The 23,980-nt window shown below is 71.5% G+C and carries 18 protein-coding genes and 1 riboswitch; of the genes, 7 read left to right on the top strand and 11 right to left on the bottom strand.

Features of this window, described 5'->3' with window-relative positions; all coding sequences use genetic code 11:
• Together LADH09A_RS13765 and LADH09A_RS31910 are read right to left on the bottom strand one after the other, a co-directional pair.
• A partial coding sequence (locus LADH09A_RS13765; protein ID WP_238645397.1) for a nitrate- and nitrite sensing domain-containing protein occupies window positions 1-1,710 on the bottom strand: 1,710 nt, incomplete at its 3' end.
• Window positions 1,711-2,105: 395 nt separating this feature from the next.
• On the bottom strand, window positions 2,106-2,252 hold the full coding sequence (locus tag LADH09A_RS31910; protein ID WP_238645416.1) for a hypothetical protein: 147 nt from the start codon (window positions 2,250-2,252) through the stop codon (window positions 2,106-2,108).
• On the opposite strand from LADH09A_RS31910, the gene LADH09A_RS13755 reads away from it, so the two are divergent.
• Window positions 2,203-3,333, top strand: coding sequence for an ABC transporter substrate-binding protein (locus tag LADH09A_RS13755; RefSeq protein WP_238645414.1), 1,131 nt, complete (start codon window positions 2,203-2,205; stop codon window positions 3,331-3,333). The two genes, LADH09A_RS31910 and LADH09A_RS13755, sit on opposite strands and share 50 nt — an antisense overlap.
• Before the next feature lie 146 nt (window positions 3,334-3,479).
• Here LADH09A_RS13755 and LADH09A_RS13750 read toward each other — a convergent pair whose 3' ends face one another.
• Window positions 3,480-4,334, bottom strand: coding sequence for an ABC transporter permease (locus LADH09A_RS13750; protein ID WP_238645395.1), 855 nt, complete (start codon window positions 4,332-4,334; stop codon window positions 3,480-3,482).
• A gap of 99 nt (window positions 4,335-4,433) precedes the next feature.
• Complete coding sequence (locus tag LADH09A_RS13745; protein WP_238645394.1) at window positions 4,434-5,465, bottom strand: ABC transporter substrate-binding protein; 1,032 nt, start codon at window positions 5,463-5,465, stop codon at window positions 4,434-4,436.
• Between the two features lie 270 nt (window positions 5,466-5,735).
• On the opposite strand from LADH09A_RS13745, the gene LADH09A_RS13740 reads away from it, so the two are divergent.
• From LADH09A_RS13740 to LADH09A_RS13725, 4 genes are all read left to right on the top strand, one after another.
• Window positions 5,736-6,521 (top strand): ABC transporter ATP-binding protein, encoded by a 786-nt coding sequence (locus LADH09A_RS13740; RefSeq protein ID WP_179781009.1) that lies wholly within the window; start codon window positions 5,736-5,738, stop codon window positions 6,519-6,521.
• 2 nt (window positions 6,522-6,523) lie between these two features.
• Window positions 6,524-7,474, top strand: a complete 951-nt coding sequence (locus LADH09A_RS13735; RefSeq protein WP_238645406.1) for an LLM class F420-dependent oxidoreductase — start codon at window positions 6,524-6,526, stop codon at window positions 7,472-7,474.
• Complete coding sequence (locus tag LADH09A_RS13730; RefSeq protein ID WP_238645393.1) at window positions 7,471-7,779, top strand: cupin domain-containing protein; 309 nt, start codon at window positions 7,471-7,473, stop codon at window positions 7,777-7,779. Before LADH09A_RS13735 ends, LADH09A_RS13730 begins: the two co-directional genes overlap by 4 nt.
• A gap of 77 nt (window positions 7,780-7,856) precedes the next feature.
• Window positions 7,857-11,024, top strand: a complete 3,168-nt coding sequence (locus LADH09A_RS13725) for a hypothetical protein (RefSeq protein ID WP_238645392.1) — start codon at window positions 7,857-7,859, stop codon at window positions 11,022-11,024.
• A gap of 147 nt (window positions 11,025-11,171) precedes the next feature.
• Here the strand turns inward: LADH09A_RS13725 and thiC are convergent, their stop codons facing one another.
• From thiC to thiE, 7 genes are all read right to left on the bottom strand, one after another.
• Window positions 11,172-12,764: a phosphomethylpyrimidine synthase ThiC gene (gene thiC, locus LADH09A_RS13720; protein WP_238645389.1), complete on the bottom strand. Its 1,593-nt coding sequence runs from the start codon at window positions 12,762-12,764 to the stop codon at window positions 11,172-11,174.
• A 17-nt stretch (window positions 12,765-12,781) separates the two neighbouring features.
• Window positions 12,782-13,567: a bifunctional hydroxymethylpyrimidine kinase/phosphomethylpyrimidine kinase gene (gene thiD / locus LADH09A_RS13715; RefSeq protein ID WP_238645388.1), complete on the bottom strand. Its 786-nt coding sequence runs from the start codon at window positions 13,565-13,567 to the stop codon at window positions 12,782-12,784.
• On the bottom strand, window positions 13,564-14,340 hold the full coding sequence (locus LADH09A_RS13710) for a thiamine phosphate synthase (protein WP_238645384.1): 777 nt from the start codon (window positions 14,338-14,340) through the stop codon (window positions 13,564-13,566). The genes thiD and LADH09A_RS13710 overlap by 4 nt, the downstream gene beginning before the upstream one ends.
• Window positions 14,337-15,116 carry a thiazole synthase gene (locus tag LADH09A_RS13705; protein ID WP_308194552.1) on the bottom strand — a complete coding sequence of 260 codons (780 nt, stop codon included), beginning with the start codon at window positions 15,114-15,116 and terminating at the stop codon, window positions 14,337-14,339. Before LADH09A_RS13705 ends, LADH09A_RS13710 begins: the two co-directional genes overlap by 4 nt.
• Window positions 15,113-15,313 (bottom strand): sulfur carrier protein ThiS, encoded by a 201-nt coding sequence (gene thiS, locus LADH09A_RS13700; protein WP_238645374.1) that lies wholly within the window; start codon window positions 15,311-15,313, stop codon window positions 15,113-15,115. Before thiS ends, LADH09A_RS13705 begins: the two co-directional genes overlap by 4 nt.
• Complete coding sequence (thiO, locus tag LADH09A_RS13695; RefSeq protein WP_238645373.1) at window positions 15,304-16,485, bottom strand: glycine oxidase ThiO; 1,182 nt, start codon at window positions 16,483-16,485, stop codon at window positions 15,304-15,306. The genes thiS and thiO overlap by 10 nt, the downstream gene beginning before the upstream one ends.
• Window positions 16,479-17,105, bottom strand: coding sequence for a thiamine phosphate synthase (thiE, locus tag LADH09A_RS13690; RefSeq protein ID WP_238645371.1), 627 nt, complete (start codon window positions 17,103-17,105; stop codon window positions 16,479-16,481). Before thiE ends, thiO begins: the two co-directional genes overlap by 7 nt.
• Window positions 17,100-17,209: riboswitch (TPP riboswitch) on the bottom strand. Its footprint overlaps the gene before it by 6 nt.
• Before the next feature lie 312 nt (window positions 17,210-17,521).
• On the opposite strand from thiE, the gene LADH09A_RS13685 reads away from it, so the two are divergent.
• The gene (locus tag LADH09A_RS13685) at window positions 17,522-23,353 is read left to right on the top strand and encodes a ThuA domain-containing protein (protein ID WP_238645370.1); all 5,832 of its coding nucleotides are present in this window, start codon (window positions 17,522-17,524) and stop codon (window positions 23,351-23,353) included.
• Between the two features lie 71 nt (window positions 23,354-23,424).
• Window positions 23,425-23,964: a hypothetical protein gene (locus tag LADH09A_RS13680; RefSeq protein ID WP_238645369.1), complete on the top strand. Its 540-nt coding sequence runs from the start codon at window positions 23,425-23,427 to the stop codon at window positions 23,962-23,964.
• Window positions 23,965-23,980: the final 16 nt, after the last annotated feature.

The following is a 23,980-nucleotide window of genomic DNA, read 5'->3' as shown; positions in this document are numbered from 1 at the left end:
GGACGTCACAGGTGCGTCGGGCGGGGATATCGGAGTGGGCTGGTAGAACAGCAAGGCGACGAGTGTAACCCGGTACGTGGCCGGGTGCGCGGCGACATGGATTGCGACGCAGAGTACGCCGAACTCGATGCGGTTGTACAGCTCGACCTCGGACTGGGCGGCGCGCAGCACGTCCACGACCAGCGCGTTGTCGTGCCGCGGTGCGGCCGAGTCGGCACCGGCCAGGACCAGCAGGTTCTCGTCGTTGCGGCGCATTCGGGTGGCCAGGTGGTCCAGCTCGAAGAGCTGCGCGAGCCGCTTCGGGTCCTCCTCGCCGCGCTCGATCGCGTCCAGCTCACCGATCATCCGGTCGACCAGGGTCTGACTACGGCGGGCCAGGTTGAGGAACATCGCCGAGACGCTGGTACGAAGCGCCGCCTGCTCGGCGGCGACCCGTACCGCCTCGCGGTGGACGACGTTGAAGGCCAACGCCACCTGACCGACCTCGTCGCGGGTGTTGAGCTGGATCGGGTCCCGGACCTGGCGGACGATCTCCTCCACCCCGCCGTCGCCCACGCTGCCCATGGTCTGCAGCCGCTGCACCGCGTCCGGCAGGTCGTGGTTGGCCACCGAGAGGGCGCCCTCACGCAGCCGGCGCAGCGAGTGGTTGAGCGAGCGGGCCAGCACCACGGCCAGCGACACGGCGATGATCAGGGTCAGCAGCACCAGGACCGACTCGACCACGGCCTGCCGGATGACGTCCGAGCGCGCCTCGTCGGCCTGCTGGAGCAGGCGGTCCTGCAGTTGGATCTCGGCCCAGCGCATCAGGTCGTTGACCGCGCCGATGGCGGCGGTGGCGTCCTGTGCGGTGACCAGCGGGCGCTGCCCGACCGAGCGGGTGATGTCGGTGGCCACCCGGTCGGCCAGGCCGACCGCGTCACCGGAGACGGTGCTGTCGACCAGGGAACGCTGCACCGGGTCTGCGGCCAGCGAGAACGCGACCAGGGCCTCCTGCTGACCGGTCAGCGTCGCGACGAAGGAGGAGAACTGCTCCGAGTCGAGCTGACCCGCCGTCAGCGCCGTGAAGGCGACCGCCTCCTCCTCGGCCACCGCGGCCTTGGCGCGGGCGAAGGCGGCGACCGCCCGGCGGCTGTCCGCCAGGCTCTCGTCGCCGGGCAACTGGGCCAGGCCGTCGCCGTAGGAGACCAGGTCGGTGAGGATCACGCCGTAGCGGAGCACCGCCTCGGCGACTGCCATCTGCCGGCGGTCCAGCACCTCCTGGCGGGTGCCGTTCAGGGTGGCCAGGTGGTCGTCGATGGCGGCCAGCCGCTCCCGCAGGGCGGTCGGCACCTCGCCGATCCGGTCCCGCTCGGCGCGGTACTCGTCCACCTGCTGCTGGGTCTGACGGACCCGCAGGTTGTACGCGTCGGCCGGCTGCTGGGGCGTGGCCAGGTAGGCCGCGGCGGCCATCCGCTCGGCCTGAAGGTCCTGGGTGAGGGCGCTGACGTCGATGGAGAGGGCCGTCAGCGATCGGGCCCGGGTGGCGTCGAAGGCACCCTCGCCGACGGAGATCAGGCGGACCGTCGCCAGCGCGATCACCGCCGCCACCGGGACAACCAGGATCAGGGCCAGCTTGGACCGGATCCGGGCGTCCCGCAGTCTCGGCAGCCGTCGGCGCGAACGCCGGGCACTGTCGCCGAGCGCGGGCAGGGTCGTCGGTCCGGTGCTCACGACATCGCCTCCGTCGTTTCTTCCCCGCCTGACCCGCCGAGCCATGCCGAAAGCGGAGGGGACCACGCGCGGCACGGCCGCGATTTCATCAGAGAAGATCGGGTTTGGGAAGCCGCAGTGAGGTAGGAAACGGTCGGACGGAGCGCATCCCGTGATCCGGGCAACTGATACCTTCATTTCCGCAAGCCCCTGAACAGGGCATGTAACTCCAGAGTGGTCACGCGTGTATGCAAAGTGAGCTTTTGCAAACATTGCGTTACCCCAGCATGTGGGATGGCCGTCCCGAAAATGCTGCCGGGGTCCGCGCTTGACCACAGCGCCGGCCATTGGCAAGGTTTTGCAGGCTTCGCGCACACCGTACGGCAGAGGAGATACCGTCCTCCACTGAGGACGGATTAGCGGCGGTGACCGGGCAGCGCCCGCGCCCGCACCTGGAGGACTGAGTTGAGCCCCATCCGCTCCGCGACCATCGCGGCGCTCGCATCGGCCGTAGTGGCCACCACGCTCACCGGCTGCCAGTTTGGCGGAGCGGAGAAGGACACGAGTCCGATCGTGATCGCCGCAGATCTCGAACTCTCCGGCGCCGCAGCCACCGTCGGTCAGACATACCAGCGGGCCCTCAAACTCAAGGTCGATCAGTTGAACTCGTCCGGAGCACTGAACGGCCGGGAGATCAAGCTGGACATCAAGGACAACCGTTCCGACTCCGCCGAGTCACTTCGCAACATCGTCGACTTCAGCAGCGATTCGCGGGTCAGCGCCATCATCATGGGCGGCTGCAACGAATGCGCTGTCGGCGCGGTCGGCACCATCAACGAGAAGCGGATTCCCACCATTGCGCTCGCCGCTTCCGGCGCGATCGCCAGCCCGGTCGCCGACCGGCGCTACGTGTTCAAGCTCGGCCCCAACGCCGCCGACAGCGCCGCCGCACTCACCACCGAACTGCGTCGCAACAACATCCGCAAGGTGGGGGCGCTCGTCAGCGACGACGACTACGGCCGGGAGGGCATGACCGCACTCAAGAGCGAGCTGGACAAGGCCAGGATCACGCTGCGCGAGCAGAAGGTCAAGACCACCGACACCGACGTCAGCCAGCAGGTTCGGCAGCTGGCCTCGGGCAAGCCCGACGCGCTCGTCTTCTGGACGCCGCCGGAGCAGGCGACGCTGGCCGCCACCACCGCCCAGCAGACCACCTTCCGCGGGTCGCTGTTCTTCGACGCGGGGGCGGCCGGTGACCTCTTCCTCGGCGCGGCGGCCAAGGCCACCGAGCGGGCCACGCTGATCTTCACCCAGACCATGGTGATCGACGACGTAATCGCGACCACCCCGGCCAAGGCGGCGCGACGGCAGTGGTTCCAGGACTACACGGCACGCTTCGGCGGATACAACGGGTCGTCGTCCTTCGCCGCGGACGCGGTCCAGTTGATCGCCGACGCGGAACTGCGCGCCGGTGGTGAGATCGGCGCGGTGGACCGCGACGGCATTCGGGACGTGCTCGAAACGTCCCAGATGGATGGCCTGTCGGGCCCGATCCGCATGACGCCGGACAATCACAGCGGCCTGATGCCGCAGGCCCTCACCACGTTGGTCGCTCGTAACGGCCGCTGGCGCCTGGCGGGGTAACGCTCCCCGGCCACGCGTGATCGACTCGGCTTTACCGATATCGCGGTAACCAAGACGGTCCGACACCCCAACTTCATGGAAACCGAGTCGACCAAAAGGGCCGGCCTCCCGATGGGGAGGCCGGCCCGACACATTCCTGCGGCGGATCAGCGGCTGCTGGTGGTTTCGCGGACCCAGGGCAGGGCGATCCGTTCGCTCAGCACGAGCGCCGAGTAGAGCAGAATGCTCACCAGCGCCACCAACATGATCGCCGCCCACGCGGTGGCGGTGTCGCCGATACCGGCGTACTGCGTGATCACGTAGCCGAGGCCACTCTCGCCGGCCTGGAACTCACCGATCACCGCGCCGATCGCGGCCAGTGGCATTGCCACCTTGAGCCCGACGAAGATCTGCGGCAACGCGGCCGGGAAGCGCACCTTGCGGAATGCCTGCCAGCGGGAGGCGTTCCAGGAGCGCACCAGTTCGGCCAGGTCGGCCGGCGTGGTGGTCAGCCCGGTCGCCGTCGAGAGCACGATCGGAAAGAAGCAGAGCAGGAACACCATGGTCAGGATCGGCTTCTGACCCCAGCCGAGCGCCACCACCAGCAACGGGCCCAGCGTGATCTTCGGCACCGCGTTCACCGCGACCAGCAGAGGGGTGAACATCCGCTCCACCGTGCGGGAGCTGGCCAGGGATAGTCCGATCAGGACACCGGCGACCGCCGAGAGCGCGAAGCCGATCAGGATCTCCAGCAGGGTGGCCCAGGTGTGTTCCAGCATCTGGGCGGGCTTGTCGACGAACGCGGTGAGCACCTCGCCGGGCGGCGGCAGGGCGGCGGGATGGATCAGCTCCAGCCGGGCGATCAGCCACCACGCCGCCAGGGCGATCAGGAGGCCGGCCGCGGGCAGCACCGCCCCGGCCCCGGCCCGGAGGCCGGCACCTCGACCCGCGCGCCCCGCCTCGGGGCCGGCGCCCGCGGGTGGGGTTCCCACCACCGGATCCGCTGACCGGATGTCGGTCATCTTGTCCTCCTCGAAATCCCACGGCCCCGGGGGCCGACGAGCGACGGGGGTACGTCCCACCGGAGCGGCGGAACGTACCCCCAGGTCACGACCGGACGATCAGGCCTTCGGCGCGAGGCTGAAGTCGATGATCTGCTCGGGGGTGATGTTCTGCTTCAGCGCGCCAGCGCCCTGCAGGATGGCGATGCTCTTGGCAACCCGACCGCTGTCCAGGGTGCCGATCGCGGTGCCGGTGTTGCCGGAACGGACGTACGCGGCCATCAGCTCCAGCTCGGCGGCGGCGGCGACCGGGTTGGCGGCGTCGACGTTCTTCTTCAGGATCTCGCCGGCCTCCTTGGAGTTGGCCAGGCTGTACTCCAGGCCCTTGAGCAGCGCCCCGGTGAACTTCTTCACCATCTCGGGCTTCTCCTTGGCGATCTTCGTGGAGGTGATCAGCACGTTGCCGTAGAGGTCCTGCATCACGTTGCTGTACGGCAGCATGACGGCCTTCTTCTTGGCGACCGCCTCGATCGTCGGCTGACCGACGACGAACTGGCCGATGCCGTCCACCGAGCCGGAGGCCAGCGTGCCGATCAGGTTCTGCGCCTCACCGTTGACCCAGGTCACCTTGCTCGCGTCCACGCCGGCGAGCCGGGCGTACGTCGGGAACAGGTTGCGGACCACGGACCCGGGGGTGTCGGCGAGCTTCTTGCCCTCCAGGTCCTTCGGGGAGGCGATGTTCTTGCCCTCGACCGAGGCGATGCCGGCCATGGTGCGCTGCTGGATCGCGGCCACCACGGTGAAGTCCTTCGCCTGGCCGTTGCCGACCTGGAGCAGACCGCCGGTGAGGTCGATCGGGCCGAAGTCGGCCTGGCCACCGACGATGGTCTGGATCACACCGCCCGTGCCCTGGCCGGCCTTGATCTCGACGTCGAAGCCGGCGTCCTTGAAGAAGCCCTTCTCCTTGGCCACCCAGGCGTAGGAGTCACGGCCGAAGTTACCGAAGGAGGTGAGGTAGGTCACCTTCTCCAGCGCCCCGCCGTTGCCGCCCTTGGCGTCGTCTGACGAGTCCGACCCGCTGCTGCAGGCGGAAACGAGAGCGAGGGCAGTGGCCAGCGCGGCCGTAGCGACCGTACGGGTCAGCCTTCTCATCAGTAGCACCATGTCCTTTCCTACCGGGGCCGACGGGCCGCCGGAGGGGGTTGTCGTGACGGGCCGGCGGGAGGGGTGGAAGCCGGGCGCCGCCGTCGTGGGGGGACTCTTCGCGGGCACAGCGTACGAGAAACCCACCTTTGCGACGCCAGGCGTATCGGGTTGCGGAACGGAAACAACCTGACGACCACCCCGGACGGTGCGATACGTCGACGGGCGGGCTAGCCTTTGTCGGATTCCTGACCGTCCACTCAGCGGAGGCCACCGGAGATGATCCGACTGTCCGGGGTGTCCCGTACCTTCGAGGGCCGATCCGGCCGGGTGGAGGCGCTGCGCGGCATCGACCTCGACGTCGCCGAGGGCGAGTTCGTCGCGGTGCTCGGCCGCTCCGGCTGCGGCAAGTCCACCCTGCTGCGGCTGATCGCCGGGCTGCTCCCGCTGACCGCCGGCGAGATCACCGTGGCCGGTACGCCGATCGCCCGTCCTCGCCAGGACATCGCCATGCTGTTCCAGAAGCCGGCGCTGCTGCCCTGGCGCACCGTGCTGGACAACGTCCTGTTGCCGGTGGAGATCTTCGGCTGGAGCCGCGCCAAGCACCGCGAGCGCGCCCGGCGACTGCTCGACGTGGCCGGTCTTGCCGGTTTCGAGAAGCGGCTGCCGCACGAACTCTCCGGCGGCATGCAGCAGCGGGTCTCGCTGTGCCGGTCGTTGATCGGTGAGCCCCGGGTGATGCTGATGGACGAGCCGTTCTCGGCGCTGGACGCGCTCACCCGCGAGGAACTCTCCGGCGAACTCCAGCGGGTGCACATGGAGAACAAGCCGACCATCGTCTTCGTCACCCACTCCATCGACGAGGCGGTGCTGCTCGCCGACCGGGTGGTCGTGCTGAGCCCCCGCCCCGGCCGGATCCGCAAGGTGCTCGACGTCGACATCCCCCGGCCCCGCACCCTGGGCCGCAACGCCCACCTGGCCGATGTCGCGCGAGTCAGCGCCGACCTGCACGAGCTGTTGATGGAACGCGACGAACCGGCCACGGCCGGCACGGAAGGACGATGAGCATGCGGGTGTCGGTCTTCACCGAACCCAACCGGGGCGCCACCTACGACACCCAGCTCCGGTTCGCCCGGCTGGTCGAGGCCTGCGGCTACGAGGGTTTCCTCCGCGCCGACCACTACCAGTCGATGGGCGCCGACCCGGGCCTGCCCGGCCCGACGGACGCCTGGCTGACCCTCGCCGCGCTGGCCCGGGAGACCGAGCGGATCCGGCTCGGCACCCTGGTGACGTCGGCCACCTTCCGTCTCCCGGGCCCGCTCGCGGTGATGGTCGCGCAGGTCGACCAGATGAGCGGCGGCCGGGTCGACCTGGGCATCGGTGCCGGCTGGTACGAGCGCGAGCACACCTCGTACGGCATCCCGTTCCCGCCGGTCGGCGAGCGCTTCGACCGGCTGGCCGAGCAGCTTGAGGTGATCACCGGGCTGTGGCGGACCCCGGCCGGCGAGACCTACAGCTACACCGGCGACCACTACCGGCTGGTGGAGGCCCCGGCCCTGCCCAAACCGGTGCAGGTGCCCGGCCCCCCGATCATCGTGGGCGGACGCGGCCCCAAGCGCACCCCGGAGCTGGCCGCCCGGTACGGCGACGAGTTCAACATGCCGTTCAAGTCCGTGGCGGCCACCGCCGAGGCGTTCGACCGGGTGCTTGAGGCCTGCGAGCGCACCGGGCGGGCGGAGTCCGGGCGCGACCCGCTGGTGCTCTCCGCCGGGCTCGTCGTGGCCATCGGCCGGACCGACGCGGAGGCCCAGCGGCGGGCCGCGCCCCTGCACGAGAAGAGCGCGCTGCCGCCGGAGGACCCGGTGGTCGGTTCCCCCGATCAGCTCGCGCAGCGGATCGGCGAGTTCGCCGCGATCGGCGCCACCCGGGTGCACCTGCGTCTGATCGACTTCGACGACCTCGACCACCTCGAACTGATCGCCGCCGAGGTGCTCCCCCAACTGGACGGAGAACGATGACCGACGTGATCGACGGAACCGAACTCGGGCCGGTCGGCCAGGAGATCGTGTTCGAGAACGACCGGGTCCGGGTCTGGCACATCCGCCTCGAACCGGGCGAGCGGCAGCCGCTGCACCGGCATGACCACCCCTATCTGGTGGTGGCGATCGAGGGCGCGAAGAACGTCGTGCAGACCATCGACGGCACCCTGATCGACGCCGACGAGCCCGCCGGTGGCGTCGTCTACCGGGACCCGGGTGCGGTACATATGCTCACCAATGTCGGAGACACGACTTACCTGGCTCGGCTGGTCGAACTCAAGTAGACCCGCCGAGCGCGCGCCTGCGCGTTGCGCGGCGTGCCGGTGGCGATTCGGTGTACCGGGTGCGTAACGTGCCCGACATGGCCTTTCGGACCTGGGGCAGACTGCTGCTCACGGCGCTCGGGGTGAGCGTGTTGGCCGGAGCCGGCCAGCTCGGCGTCGCGTACGGTTTCGGCATCGTCCGGCTGACCGGCGCCTTCACCGGTACGACCGTCAACCAGTGGCCGACCCAGCTCGTCTGGGTGGGTTGGTTCGCCGCGAACGCCGCCGTCGCCGGCGCCGTCCTGACCGGACGCCTCGCTCGCCGCGACGCACCGGCGGTCAGCACCGGCCGCCAGTTGGCTATCGGTGGCGCGGCAGCGCTCGGTGCCACCGTCATCGCTCCGCTCTGCATGCAGCCCGCCCGCGCCGCCGAGTTGATCTCCGTCGACCCGGTGTGGGCGGTGGGCATCTGCGCCGTACTCGGTGCGGTGATCGGGGCGGGCGCGGCGATCGCCGTGCTGCTCCGGCCCGAGCTGGGCTGGAACATGGCCGCGGTGGCCGGCGTGGTCTGGCTGCTGGCGCTGATCTCGGTCCTGCCGTCGCTCGGCACGACCGGCCCCCTGCCGACCGTGCGGCTCGGCGTCCTGGAGCCGAGCTGGCTGGCCGACGACGCCGCGCAACGGCTGTCGCTGCTCCTGCTTCCCATCGTGGCGCTGCTGGCCGGTGTGGCGACCGCCGGGCTGGCTCGCTGGCGGGGCCAGGCGCCCCTGATCAGCGGGGCCACCGGTGTTGCCGGTCCGGTGCTGGTGGCGTTCGCGTACCTGACCGCCGGCCCGGGTGACGCCGTCGATCGCTACCAGGCCACTCCTTATTACGGCTCGTTGATCGCGATCCTCGCCGGTGCGCTCGGTGCGGCTGCCGCGGCGCTGCTCCGCTGGCCCGTGGGCGCTCGCAACGCGGACCCGCAGGCGATCGAGCCGTCCGACATCCTGCGCCCACTGCCCCCCGGCCCGGCCCTGCCGGGCTCCGCGTCGGCGAACCCGACGAACGACCCGGACACCACCGACCGCAGCGACGCGCAGCCGCCCGCCGACGCCACGCCCGCCGGTGGTGTCGTCGCAGGCCCGTGGGCCGCAGCCGGCTCCGATGGCGTACGCACCGCACCGGCCCACTGGGACTGGCCGGCCTCCACCACGGGCGGCCACGATGGTCCGGCCCCCGCCGTTCCGGCGAAGCCCGCAGCCTGGCTGACCGACCCGACCGGTGAGTTCACGGCCGGAGCGCAGACACGCCGGCCGGTCCCGGACGACGTCACCTCCGTGGCCGGGACCGAGCGCTCGGCCGCCACCGGCGTCAGCAGCCCCACCGACGCCGCCCCGGCCAGCGCCAGGGCCGGCCGCGCCGGTGCCGCCGCCCCGACAGCCGGCCCGACCGACTCCGCAACACCCACGAGCGCAACCAGCACGGCTACGACCGGTGCTGGCAAGGCCGGTGCTGACACGACCAGTACGAGCGCGGCCGGCACGATCAGCACGGGCACGACCGCCACGGGCGCGACCAGCACGGGCACGATCAGCACGGGCACGACCGACGCCGGCGCGGCCAGCACGGGTACGACCAGCACGGGTACGACCGCCACGGACGCGGCCAGCACGGGCGCGACCAGCACGGGCACGACCGACGCCGGTACGGGCGACGCAGCGGCGCCACCCAAGCCGCGCCGGGTCCGTAAGCCGAAGGTCAGCCCGGGTGCCGCCATCTCTGACTCGGCCGATGACGCCTCGCCGTCGGAGTCGGATGTCGCCGACGACGCGGCCACCGGCCGCGGCAGGAAGGTCACCCGAGCGGGCAGGCCCGCCGACAGCACCGGTTCCGGCACGACCACCGACACCCCCGTGCGGAGCAGGGAGAGCCAGGACACCGGCTCCGAGCGGACCACCGAGGCCGCCCCGACCGCCGCAACCGGCTCGAAGGCAGCCCCGGCCGCCGTGGTCGGTTCGACGGGAGCCCCGGCCGCCGCGAAGGCCGAGTCGGTCAACCCACCCCGCACCCGGGCTGCCACCGCCGGAACGGAAGCGGCCAACCCGACGGCGGAAGCAGTCCCGTCCTCCCGCGTGCCGGCCGCCGCACCCAGCCCGAAGGCGGGAGGACCCGACCCGAAGACAGGAGCAGCCAGCCCAGAGGCGGAAACACCCGACCCGAAGGCGGACGCGACCAAGCCTCCCCGGGCCACGGCCGCCGCCAGCAGCGCAGAGGCGAAGGCCGCCGACCTGCCGCGCAGCGAGGCCACCGCAACCAGCTCGAAGGCCGAAGCGGCCAACCCGCCGCGCACCCCGGCCGACCCGCCGCGCACCCCGGCCGACCCGCCGCGCACCCCGGCCAACCCGCCGCGCACCCCGGCCAACCCGCCACGTACCCCGGCCACGGCAGCCAGCCCGAAGGCCAGGAAGGGTGATCCGGCCAGTGCGTCCGCGACCGAGCGGGCGGGCGGAGCCGACGACGCCGCACCGGCCGCCACCGAGGACGGTGCCGGGTTGTTCGGCAGCACGGCCGCCGGCGAACCGGACACCGACCGGTGGACGCCGGCGCCTTCGGCCTGGCCGGTCAGCGCGGCCTGGACGGTACCGCCGCAGGCCACTGCTCCGGGGCCAGCGACACCGGAGACGCCGACCGGGTCGGACAAGCCGACCGGGCCGACGCCGAGACCCCGGCACCGGGCACCGTTGCCGGACCTCAGCAGGGCCAGCACCTGGAACGCCTTCGACACCACCCGTCGCGCCGGGCAGGCGGAGTCCGCGGACAGTTCGGCGGCTCGGACGACGCCCACCAGTCCGGCTGCGGCCGGCGAGACAGCCGCCCGCCCTGGAAGCCCGAGCCGGACGGACGCGCCGGTCATGCCGGGAACGGCTGGCACGCCCACCGAAGCCGCCACCGCCACCGCCACCGGCACCGGCACCGACGAGTCGGCGAAAACCGGCACCGACGAGTCGGCGAGCACCGACGCCACACCGGCCGCGTCGAAGCCGGGCAAGGTTGCTGAACAGCCTTCCCGCCGAGGACGCCTCGGTGGCCTCTTCCGCCGCAACCGGTCCCGGGCCGACGAGGAGAGCCCGGAGTCGGCGGACGACGTGGAGCCGCTGCCTGCCCAGGACGAGGAGTTCGTCGACTGGGTCGCCGGGCTGAGCAAGCCGGTGTCGGACAACGAGCCGGAGCAGGAGAACGGTCGCCGGTCGCTGCGCTCCACCGGTCGGCACCACCGCGAGTGACTCCACCCGCAGGCACGTCAGGAGCCCGGCCCACCTGCTTGATCGACTCGGGTTCACCGATGTCGGCCTGTCCGGCCCGCCCGGACACCACGGCATCAGTGAACCCGAGTCGATCACCCCCGGGAAGCGATCACCCAGGGCACAGGGTCAGGCCAGCGGTAGGTACACCCGTCCGCCGCCGGTCACGAACTCCTCCGACTTGTCCTTCATGCCGCGGGCCGCGTACTCCTTCAGCTCCTGGGTGATCTTCATGGAGCAGAACTTCGGGCCGCACATCGAGCAGAAGTGTGCCGTCTTCGCCGGCTCGGCGGGCAGGGTCGCGTCGTGGTACGACCGCGCGGTCTCCGGGTCCAGCGAGAGGTTGAACTGGTCCTCCCAGCGGAACTCGAACCGCGCCTTCGACAGCGCGTCGTCCCACTCCTGCGCGCCGGGGTGGCCCTTGGCCAGGTCTGCCGCGTGGGCCGCGATCTTGTACGCGATCACGCCCGCCTTTACGTCGTCCCGGTCCGGCAGGCCGAGGTGCTCCTTCGGGGTCACGTAGCAGAGCATCGCGGTGCCGAACATGCCGATCATGGCGGCGCCGATCGCCGAGGTGATGTGGTCGTACGCCGGCGCGATGTCGGTGGTCAGCGGACCGAGCGTGTAGAACGGCGCCTCGTGGCACCACTCCTGCTGGAGGTCCACGTTCTCCTTGATCTTGTGCATCGGCACGTGGCCGGGGCCCTCGATCATCACCTGGACGTCGTACTCCCAGGCGACCTTCGTCAGCTCGCCGAGGGTGCGCAGCTCGGCGAACTGCGCCTCGTCGTTGGCGTCCGCGATCGAGCCGGGCCGCAGCCCGTCGCCGAGAGAGAACGTCACGTCGTACTTCGCGAGCAGTGAACACAGCTCGGCGAAGTTGGTGTAGAGGAAATTCTCCTCGTGGTGCGCCAGGCACCAGGCCGCCATGATCGAGCCGCCCCGGGAGACGATCCCGGTGACCCGATCCACGGCCAGCGGCACGTACGGTAGCAGCACCCCGGCGTGCACCGTCATGTAGTCCACGCCCTGCTCGGCCTGCTCGATCACGGTGTCCCGGAACACCTCCCAGCTCAGCTTCACCGGGTCACCGCCGACCTTCTCCAACGCCTGGTAGATCGGCACCGTCCCGATCGGCACCGGCGAGTTGCGCACGATCGCCTCGCGGGTCTCGTGGATCCGCTTCCCGGTGGACAGGTCCATCACGGTGTCCGCACCCCAGCGGGTGGCCCAGGTGAGCTTCTCCACCTCCTCGGCGACCGACGAGCTGACCGCCGAGGTGCCGATGTTGGCGTTCACCTTGACCAGGAACGCCTTGCCGATGATCGCCGGCTCACACTCCGGGTGGTTCACGTTGAGCGGCAGCACCGCCCGGCCGGCGGCGATCTCGGCCCGCACGAGTTCCGGGTCGACGTTCTCCCTGATCGCCACGAACTCCATCTCCGGCGTCACCACACCGGCCCGCGCGTACGCGAGCTGCGTGGGCCGGCGACCGTCCACCCCGGCCAGTGGTGTGCCCGCACCCCGTACCGGCGCCACGTCACCACGCTCGGCGATCCACGGTCCGCGCAGCGGCGGAAGCCCGACCTCGGGGTCGGAACCGGGACCGGACGTGTCGTACAGCCGCACCGGCGGAAGATCCCCGGTCAGCCCCACCTCCGCGAACGGCACCCGGACGTCCGGCCGCGAACCCTCGACGTACACCTTGCCTCGTGCGTGCATGACAGCCTCCCTGGTGATCAAGCGGACCAGCCGAAGTGGTTCAGCGGTCCACGCCCCGCGCCCAGCTCCCAGCCCCGTGCGCCGGTCAGCGCGCGGAGCACGTACTCCTTGGCGGCACCCACCGCCGCCGGCACCGGGTCGCCCAACGCGAGCCGCACGGCGATCGCCGCCGAGAACGAGCACCCGGTGCCGTGGGTGTGCCGGGTCGTCACCCGGGGGGCGCGCAGCAGCGTGGTGACGCCGTCGCCGTGCAGCACGTCGACCGCCTCGCCGCCGTCCAGGTCACCCCCGGTGACCACGACGTACTCGGGGCCGCCGGCCGCGAGCGCCTCGGCGGCCACGACCATCCCGGCCACGTCGTCCACCGGGCGTCCGGTGATGGCCGCGGCCTCCGCGCAGTTCGGCGTCGCCACCCTGGCGTACGGGAGCAGCCGCTCGACCGCGCCCACCACGCCGAGCCGGTGGCCGCTGGTGGCGACGAGCACCGGGTCTACGACGAGCTGGGGCAGCCGGCCGGCACGTGCGGCCTCGGCCACCACGTCGGCGACCGCCGGCGTGCCGAGCATCCCCGTCTTGACCGCCGCGACGGTGAAGTCGGCGAGCACGCTGTCCAACTGCTCGGTGACGGTGCGCGGAGGCAACGGCAGGACGGCGTCGACGCCTCGGGTGTTCTGGGCGGTGACCGCCGTGAGGACGCTGGTGCCGTACGCGCCCAGCGCGGCGAAGACCTTCAGGTCGGCCTGGATGCCCGCACCGCCGCCGGAGTCTGAGCCGGCGATGGTGAGGATGGTGTGCGGGGTCATCTTCCCTCGCTTTTGGTTGCGGTTTGGGGCTGCGGCGGGCCGTTGCTTGTTGCGGTTTGGGGCTGCGGCCGACCGTGCCCACTCCGGGCGGTCAGGCTTGATCCCTGCGTGGGCACGGTCGGCCGCAGCCCCCGTCGTGGGGACCTGGCTGACTCCGCGCCGGGTTTTGTGAGCTTGGGGGTGACCGCCTCCACATAGGCGCTGGTGAGGGTGGTGGCTGTTTCGGTGGGGTCTTCGGCTCGCATGATCGCGCCTAGTACCGCCACCCCGACGGCTCCCGCCTTGACGCAGGCGGTTACCTGTTCTGGGGTTTCCACTCCGCCGAGGGCCAGCAGGGGCACGGGGCTGGTCTCGACCAGCTTTCGCAGGCCGCCCGGTCCCAGGGGTGGGCCGTAGCCCGGTTTTGTCCTTGTGGGCCAGATCGGGGAGACGGTGGCGTAGTGCTCGGTGGTCAGGCGGTTCAGCTCGGTCTCGGTGTGGCAGGAGCGGCCGACCAGACTGTGGGTCGGCGGCGGGTACGGGCCGGCGGCGGGCAGGTGCACGGCGTCGCCGCCGAGCGGGTCGGGGCCGGCCACGACGAGGGTCCCACCGACGTCGGCGAGGATCGCCCGCAGGTCGGCGGCGAGGGCGGCGCGCTCGGCGCGGGGCAGGTCCTTCTCCCGCAAGACCACCCAGCGCACTCCCCCGGCCACGGCTCCCGCCACGACCCGGTCGAGCCCGACCCGTGCGACGAGCCGGTCGGTCAGCAGGACAACACCCGACGGCGGGGTCACAGGTCCGGTCTTCCCTCGTCGGGTGTGGAGGCGAGCGCGTGGAAGCGCCGGGCGATCCGGCCGGCCCCGGCCGCCAGCCGGCCCGCCTCCACCGCGTACCGCATCGCGGTCGCCATCGCCACCGGGTCCTCGGCCCGGGTCACCGCGCTGGCCAGCAGCACCCCGTCGCAGCCCAGCTCCATGGCCAGGGCCGCGTCGGAGGCGGTGCCGATGCCCGCGTCGAGGATCACCGGCACGTCCACCCCCTGCCGGATGAGCCGGATGTGGTGCGGGTTGCCGATGCCGAGCCCCGAACCGATCGGGGAGCCGGCCGGCATCACCGCGGCACAGCCCACGTCGGCAAGCCGGCGGGCGAGCACCGGGTCGTCGCTGGTGTACGGCAGCACGGTGAAGCCGTCGGCGACCAGCTCCTCGGCGGCGCGGAGCAGCTCCACCCCGTCGGGCAGCAGCGTCCGCTCGTCGCCGATCACCTCCAGCTTGACCCAGTCGGTGTCGAACGCGTCCCGGGCCAGCCGGGCCACCTTGACCGCCTCGGTGGCGGTGTGGCAGCCGGCGGTGTTGGGCAGCAGCCGTACCCCGCACCGGTCCAGCAGCTCCAACAACCCGCCGGTGGAGCCCGGCGCGGTGCCCACCCGGCGCAGCGCCAGGGTGACCAGCTCGGTGCCGGACGCCCGGATCGCCTGTTCCAGCACGTGCAGGTTCGCGGCACCGCCGGTGCCGAGGATCAACCGCGAGGTGAACGTCGCCCCACCCAGCTCGAACGTCATGCCGCTCACCCGCCCTGCGCCGCGGTGAGCACCTCGACCCGGTCGCCGTCGCGCAGCGCCGTGGCCGGCCATCCGGCCCGGGGCACGACCTCACCGTTGACCGCGACCGCCACCCCCCGCTGTTCGGGCACGAGGTCGCGCACCAGGTCGGCCACCGACGCGCCGCCGGGGACGCTGCGTCCGGCCCCGTTCACCGTCAACTCCACCGGTCCCCCTCCATCGTCGGTTCAGGTCCGCCCGTCGCGGCCGGCGCGGGATCCGTCGAGCCGGTGCCGACGAACCGTTCGGGTCCGAAGGGCGCAAGCAGCGGATCGGGTACGCCGCCGAGCACCAGGTCGGTGATCAGGTCGGCGGTGATCGGGGTGAGCACGATGCCGTGCCGGTGGTGCCCGGTGGCGGCCAGCACGTCTCCCCGACCGGGCAGCGGCCCGAGGATCGGCGCGTTGTCCGGGGTGCCCGGGCGCAGGCCGGCGACCGCCTCGACCAGGTCGTACTCGGCAAGCTCGGGCAGCAGGTCGACTCCGGCACGGAGCAGTCGCTGCACGGCACCGGCGGTGACCGTGGTGTCCGCCCGTTCCTCGACCGTCGCGCCGAGCACGACCTCGCCGTCGGCGCGGGGCACCAGGTAGACGGGTTCGCCGTCGGCGTACCCCCGGATCACGTGCCGGAAGCCAGGCGCGACGCCGTCGGGCGCGCGGAGCCGGAGGATCTGGCCCTTCACCGGCCGGACGGGCAGGCCGGTGAGTGCGGCGGCCCCGCAGCCGGCGGCGACCACGGTGACCGATGCATCCACATCGGACAGGTGCGCGACCGCCTGCGGCACCAGCACCGCGCCGGCCCGCTGCGCGGCCGTGCGCAGCGCCGGCACCAGCATCCGGGGGTCGACCTGGTGGTCGGTGGGCGCGAGCGCGCCGCCACGTACCCGGGGGGCGAGCGCCGGCTCGCGGTCGCGCAGCTCGCTGGGGCGCAGTGGGGTCACCGGCAGACCCAACCCCTGCTGGTACGCCCAGAGCCGGCGCGCCTCGGCCAGGTCGTCGCCGGTCAGCCCCACCATCAGGGTGCCCTCGGTCCGGTAGCCGATCCCGGTGCCGGTCGCCGCGGTCAGCTCGGCGGCGAACGCCGGCCAGCGGGCGGCGGACGCCAGCAGCAGCTTGGTCAGCTGCCGCTCACCGAAGTACGCCTCGGCGACCGGCGAGAGCATGCCGGCGGCCACGGCCGACGCCCCCGAGCCGGACGCCGGGTCGTGCACCACCACGCGCAGCCCTCGGGCGGCGCAGCGCCAGGCGATCGCCAGCCCGATCGGCCCCGCCCCCACCACCGCGACGTCCGGCCGGGCCCGGTCGCTCGATCGCGCCGACTCCGACCGGCCGGTCAGCACGTCAGGGCCTCGATCAGCTCGGCGGTCGCCCGCGCCGGGTCGGCGGCAGCGGAGACCGCCCCGACGACCGCCACCCCGTACGCCCCGGCAGCCCGTAGCTGCGGCACCCGCTCGGCGGTCACGCCGCCGATCGCGATGACCGGCACGTCGACCGAGTCGACAACGGCACGTACGCCCGCTGGCCCGATGGGATCCGGCAGGCCGGACTTGGTGCTGGTGGTGTGGCACGGGCCGACGCCCAGGTAGCTGGCTCCCGCCGCGACCGCCACGGCCGCCGTTCCCGGCGCGCGGGCGGTGGCGCCCAGCACGCCGGCCGGGCCGAGCACCCGGCGGGCGGCGGCGACCGGCAGGTCGTCGGCCCCCACGTGCCCACCGGCGGCACCGACCGCCAGCGCCACGTGCAGCCGGTCGTTGACCAGGCAGGTCGCCCCGTACGGCACACAGAGCGCCAGCACCCGCTGGGCCAGCTCGTACGCCTCACGGTCGGTGGCGGAATCCTCGACCCGGACCTGCACCACCAGGTCGGCTCGGGCCACCGCGAGGGCGGCCCGGACCACGGTGAGCGGGTCTCGCCCGGGTCGGGTGTCGGTGATGAGATGCAGTCGCCCCAGGGACGGCACGGCAACGCTCCTCCCTGCGCCGGCATTATCCGGATCAGGTTCGACGGTCGGGGGCTTTCAGCCCCCCTCTCAGCCCGGTACACCGGGCTCCCGTGGGTTACTTGCGTGTCACCGTACGACAGATCCGCCGGTCTGCCAAGGCGGGTGTCGGCGGTGGCCGGCAGGGTGGGCCGCTCCAAACCGAGCGAGATCCAATGGGGCACTTCATACGGTCCTGTTCGGAATGTCGCCTCCCGTTGCAGAACCGTTACCCGTCCGCATCTTGCCCGACATCGAGCCAGCCGAATTAATTTGTTCAGCGATTCGACAAAATGTTGGTGGGGGCACCTCGGCAGGGTGTGACCACCGGCTCCATCAGGGACGGCCTTCGGCGAGCCGACTCCCGCGATCTCCGTCACTACGACACAGGAGGCGGCGTGTCCCGTTCTCGTCGTGCCCGCGTACCCATCACCGCAACCCTGATCTCCCTGGCCATGGCCTCGACCACCCTGTTCGGCACGTCCGCGCAGGCGGCCGGCCAGGTCCCCCCACGGGACGCGAAAGCCGCAGCCCCGGTCAACCAGGTGGTGCCGAAGGCACCAAAGGCCGCGGCCGATCCCTTCTCCGTCCTCGTCTTCTCCAAGACCGCCGGCTTCCGGCACGACTCCATCCCCACCGGCGTCGCCGCCATCCAGCAGCTCGGTGCCACCAACGGATTCACCGTGGACAACTCCGAGGACGGCGCCGCATTCAACGACGCCAACCTGGCGAAGTACAAGGCCGTGATCTGGCTCTCCACCACCGGTGACGTGCTCGACGCCGAGCAGCAGGCGGCGTTCGAGCGCTACGTGAAGGCTGGTGGCGGCTACGTCGGCATCCACGCCGCGTCGGACACCGAGTACAGCTGGGCCTGGTACGGCGACCTGGTCGGCGCGTACTTCGCCAACCACCCGCAGAACCAGCAGGCCACGGTCAAGGTGGAGGACCACGCCCACCCGTCCACGACCGGCCTGCCAGACCGCTGGTCCCGGTTCGACGAGTGGTACAACTACCAGACCAACCCCCGGCCTGACGTGCACGTGCTGGCCAGCCTGGACGAGAAGAGCTACACCGCCGGTGCCGGCGCGATGGGTGCCGACCACCCGATCGCCTGGTGTCAGGACTTCGACGGTGGCCGGTCCTGGTACACCGGAGGTGGCCACACCCGGGAGTCGTACGCCGAGCCCGAGTTCCTGTCCCACCTGCTCGGTGGCATCCGGACCGCGGCCGGTGTCGAGAACGCCGACTGCGGTGCGACGAAGACCTCGAACTTCGAGAAGGTCGCGCTGGACAGCAACACCAGCAACCCGATGGAGCTGGACATCGCCCCGGACGGGCGGGTCTTCTACATCGAGCGCGACGGTCGCGTGCAGATCGTCAAGCCGGACACCGGCAGCACCGTCACCGCCGTCGACCTGGACGTCTTCACCGGTAACGAGGACGGCCTGATCGGCATCCGGCTCGACCCGGACTTCGCCACGAACAAGTGGGTGTATCTCTACTACGCCCCGAACGACGGCGTCACCCGCAACTCGCTGTCCCGCTTCACCGTGACCGGCGACACCATCGACCCGGCCAGCGAGAAGCAGGTGCTGCGGGTCGACACCCAGCGCAACACCTGCTGCCACGCCGGCGGCAGCATGACCTTCGACGGCGACGGCAACCTCTACCTGGCCACCGGTGACAACACCAACCCGTTCGAGTCGAACTCGTACACGCCGATCGACGAGCGGGCCGGGCGTCAGGACTACGACGCCCAGCGCAGCTCCGGCAACACCAACGACCTGCGCGGCAAGGTGCTCCGGATCCACCCGGAGGACGACGGGACGTACACCGTTCCGGCGGGCAACCTCTTCGCGCCGGGCACCGAGAAGACCCGTCCCGAGATCTTCGCGATGGGCTTCCGCAACCCGTTCCGGATCGGCACCGACCCGAAGACCGACACGCTGTACGTCGCGGACTACGGGCCGGACGCCAACGCGGACAACCCGACCCGGGGCCCGCGCGGTCTGGTCGAGTGGAACATCGTCACCCCGGGCAACTACGGGTGGCCGTACTGCACGGGCACGAACGAGGCGTACAACGACTACACGTTCCCGTCCGGCCCGAGCGGCGCGAAGTTCGACTGCGCCGCGCCGGTGAACAACTCGCCCAACAACACCGGCCTGACCAACCTCCCGCCGGTGGTCCCCGCGACCGTCGACTACGGGTACGCCGGTGACGCGCGTTACCCGGAGATCGGTGGCGGCGGCGCCCCGATGGGCGGCCCGGTCTACCGGTACGACGCCGACCTCAACTCCAACCGCAAGTGGCCGGCGTACTACGACGGCAAGGCTCTGCTCGGCGAGTGGAACCAGAACAAGATGTACACCATGCAGGTGACCCCCGACGGCAAGTCGTTGGTGGACATCAACCAGCTGCTCACCGGCATGAGCATGGTGCGGCCGATGGACTTCGAGTTCGGCCCGGACGGCGCGCTGTACCTGATCGAGTGGGGCAGCGGCTTCGGCGGCAACAACGACAACTCCGGCGTCTACCGGATCGACTACACCGCCGGTGACCGGGCACCGATCGCGGCGGCGTCCGCCAACCCGACCTCGGGACCGGCACCGTTGACGGTCACCTTTTCCAGCGCCGGCTCCCGGGACCCGGACGGTGGCGCGCTCACCTACGCCTGGACCTTCGGCGACGGGCAGACCTCCACCGAGGCGAACCCGACCCACACGTACGCCACGGCGGGCAACTACACCGCCCAGCTCACCGTCACCAACCCCAAGGGTCGTACCGCGGTGGCCAACGTGCCGGTCACGGTGGGCAACACGTCCCCGACGGTGACCATCGAGTTCCCACCGGACGGTGGGTTCTTCGAGTGGGGCGACCAGGTCCGCTACTCGATCAAGGTGACCGACCCGGAGGACGGGCAGATCGACTGCGCCAAGGTGAACCTCCAGGTACTGCTCGGCCACGACGAGCACGCCCACCCGCTGGAGCAGCACACCGGCTGCACCGGCACCGTGCAGACGTCGCTCGCCTCCGGGCACGGCGCCGAAGCGAACGTCTTCGCGGTCTTCGAGGCCACCTACACCGACGGTGGCGGGACCGGCGGGGCTAGCCCGCTCACCGGCCGCGCGATCGAGGTGCTCCAGCCCAAGCGCAAGCAGGCCGAGTTCTTCACCGCCACCGGGCGCGCCCCGGTGAGCACCGGCGGCGGCGACGCCGGCGTGCAGCGGGAGGCCGGCGCCGACACCGCCGGTGGCGGCCAGAGCGTCGCGTTCATCGAGGACGGTGACTGGTGGTCGGTCGCTCCGGCGGACCTGACCAACATCACCGAGATCCGGTTCCGGGCCGCCTCGGCAGGCGCCGGCGGTCGGATCGAGGTCCGTGCGGGTGCGGTTGACGGGCCGGTGGTCGCCACGGCCGTCGTGCCGTCGACCGGTGGTTGGCAGACGTACACGGACGTGAGCGCGCCGGTCACCGGTGCCGCGAGCGGCTCGCTGTACTTCCTGGCCCGCGACCCGAACGGCGGCAGCGGCTCGCTGTTCAACGTCAACTGGATGGACTTCGTCGGCCGCGGCGTCACGGAGAACGCGCCGCCGCAGGTCAGTGCCACGGCCACCCCGGCCACCGGCACCGCACCGGTCACCGTCGCCTTCGACGGCACGGCCACCGACGCCGAGGGCGACACCCCGCTGACGTACGCCTGGGACTTCGGTGACGGAGGCTCGGCGACCACCCTGGACGCCAGCCACACCTACACCAGCGCGGGCACCTTCACGGCCACCCTCACGGTGACCGACAGCAAGGGCGCCAAGTCGTACGCCACGGTGCCGGTGCGGGTCGACGCTCCGGACACGTCCTGCTTCGGGGCGCGTTCGGACGACTTCAACGGCAACAGCCTCGACAAGGCCCGCTGGACCAGCGTGATCCGGGAGAACCAGCTCTACTCGCAGAGTGGCGGCGCACTGCGGCTGCCCACCGGCGTGGGTGACCTCTACGGTGCTCGCAACGACGCCACCAACCTGGTGCTCCAGGCGGCCCCGACCGGCGCGTGGGAGATGACCACCAAGGTCACCCTGCCGGTGACGGCCAACTACCAGCAGGCCGGCCTTCTGGTGTACGGCGACGACGACAACTACGCCAAGGTGGACCTGCTGTACAACGGCAGCCGGCGGGTGGAGTTCATCCGGGAGGCTGCGGCCACGCCTCGCAACGAGGCCGCCGACGCCACCAACGCACCGGCGGGTGACACCGTGTACCTGCGGATCACCAGCGACGGGACGAACCTGACCGCGTCCGCCTCGGGCGACGGGCAGACCTTCACCCCGGTCGGTCGTTCGGCCGCGCTCGAGGGCATCACCAACCCGCGGATCGGGGTCTTCGCGCTCAACGGAGGCACCGAGGCGCCGGTTGTCGACGCCGCGTTCGACTCGTTCCAGGTCACGCCGGACGCCCCGGCCGGCCCGGTCGACCCGTCGGACGAGTTCACCGGTTCCACGTTGGACAAGTGCCGGTGGGACGCCATCACGCGGGAGGACCCGAGCGGTTACCGGGTCACCGAGGGCGCACTGCGGATCGACGTGCCCAACGGTGACATCTACGGCACCGACAACACCGGGCCGAAGAACTTCATCCTCCAGACCGCGCCGTCCGGCGACTGGACCCTGGAGACGAAGGTCGACGGCAGTCTGCTGAACGAGCAGTACCAGCAGGCCGGTCTGCTCGTGCAGGCCGACGACGACAACTATGTGAAGTTCGACTTCATCGCGGACAACCAGGCCGGCCAGGCGGTGACGCGGCGGATCGAGTTCCGCAGCGAGATCGCCGGGGCGGTCCAGAACCCGCAGCCCGAGGCGGCCAGCCTGACCTCGGCGGTGTGGCACCTGCGGCTGGCCCGCACGGGCGACACGTTCACCGCGTCGTACTCGGCGGACGGAACGACCTGGACGGCCTTGACCACGCTGACCAACAGCGCGGTGGGCGCCACCCCGAAGGTCGGGCTGTTCACCCTCGGCGCCGCACAGACGGCGTCGAAGACCGCCTCGTTCGACTACTTCCGGTTGAGCACGAAGGTCGCCGACGAGACCGCTCCGGTCACCACGGCGGCGGTTTCCGGCACCCCGACCGACGGGTGGTACACCGAGCCGGTGACGGTCACGCTCACCGGCGCCGACGAGACCGGCGGTAGCGGGCTCGCCAGCACCGAGTACCAGTTGGACGGGGCCACCACCTGGACGGCCTACACCGCACCGGTGGCGGTCAGCGGCGACGGCGAGCACGAGCTGCGGTTCCGCTCGACCGACAAGGCCGGCAACGTGGAGTCGACGAAGACCGTCTCGGTCAAGATCGACGCCACCGCGCCGGTGACCTCGGCGACGTTCGCTCCGGCGAACGACGCCGGCTGGCACAACGGGACGATCCCGGTCGTGCTGGCCTCGACCGACGCCGGTTCCGGCGTCAAGACGGTGGAGTGGTCCCTGGACGGTGGCGCGTGGACGCCGTACACGACGCCGGTCGAGGTGACCGGTGACGGGCAGCACGAGCTGCTGTTCCGCTCGACCGACAAGGCGGGCAACGCCGAGACGCTCAAGTCGGCGGTGCTGCGCATCGACGGCACGAAGCCGACGCTGCTGGTGTCCGGTATCGCGGACGGCCAGCTCTACGGTGACAGCCAGGACGTTCGGGTGTCCTGGCAGGCCGTCGACCCGACCTCGGGCATCGCGACCGTGGTCGGCCAGTTGGACGGCAAGGCGTACGCCAGCGGCACTCTCCAGGCCATGTACGAGCTGCCGCTCGGCCTGCACGAGCTGACCGTGACCGCGACCGACAAGGCGGGCAACCAGACCACCTCGGCGGTCCGGTTCTTCGTCACCACCTCGTTCCGGGACATGCAGGGCCTGCTGGACCGGTTCAAGGCGACGGGTCGGCTCTCGGCCAAGGCGCACAAGCAGTTGACGGCGAAGTTGGACGCGGCCCGTCAGGCCGAGGCAGCCGGCAACGACAGCAAGGCGATCAAGCAGTTGACCGCCTTCCGTACCCTGGCCGCCGACGCCACCCTGGTGGCCGAGGCGGAGATCCGGGACGTCCTGATCCGGGACGCCGACGCCATGATCGTCCGGCTCGGCGGCGCGGCCAGCAAGGCCGGGGTGAAGGCGAACGACGGCGCTCCGGTCAAGGGCACCGGACGCCTGGGTGAGGATGCCACCCGGCTCGCACCCGGTCGCCAGCTCTGATCCGACGAGGCCCCTCCCCGACGTCACGGCGTCGGGGAGGGGCCTCCCTCGTAGGTAGTGAGGAGATGTCCGTGACGGGTATCCGCAAGGTGGTGGCCGCCGTTCTCGTCGGGCTGGCCCTGAGCCTGTTCTCCGCTGCCCCGGCGGCCGCTCAGGCCGACAAACTCAAACTGACGGTGGCCGGTGACGGGGCTCAGGGAGTCACCATCCAGGCCCTCTACGCCGACGGCCGCCGACTGGACCGGGTGGTGCGGTTGGTCCTCACCGCGACCGGCCCGGACGGGCAGAAGGTCGGGCCGGTCCAGCTGGAGCCACAACCCGAGGGGCAGGGCTTCTACAGCAGCGGCCCGGTGCTCTCCACCGGCACGTGGAAGGTGGCGGTGGACTCCCCCGCTCCGCTGCCGGGCAAGGCCACCGCCACGGTGCAGGCCCGGGCGGCGCAGTCCCCGCCGGTGCCCGCACCGGTCGCGGTGACCAGGTCCACCGACGGAGAGCGCGGGGCGGGTGCCGGCTGGTGGCCGTTCGCGGCGGCCGGCCTCGTGCTCGTCGCCGCGGCGATGGGGGTGGCCATGCTGTTCGGCCGCCGCCGCAGCGACACGCAGAACGACTGACCGACTCGACGTTCCT

This window comes from Micromonospora cabrerizensis (genome assembly GCF_022230955.1).
GTDB classification, from domain to species: domain Bacteria; phylum Actinomycetota; class Actinomycetes; order Mycobacteriales; family Micromonosporaceae; genus Micromonospora; species Micromonospora cabrerizensis.
The sequence above is the reverse complement of the archived record's forward strand: the minus strand, read 5'-3'. Positions and strand labels throughout refer to the sequence as shown.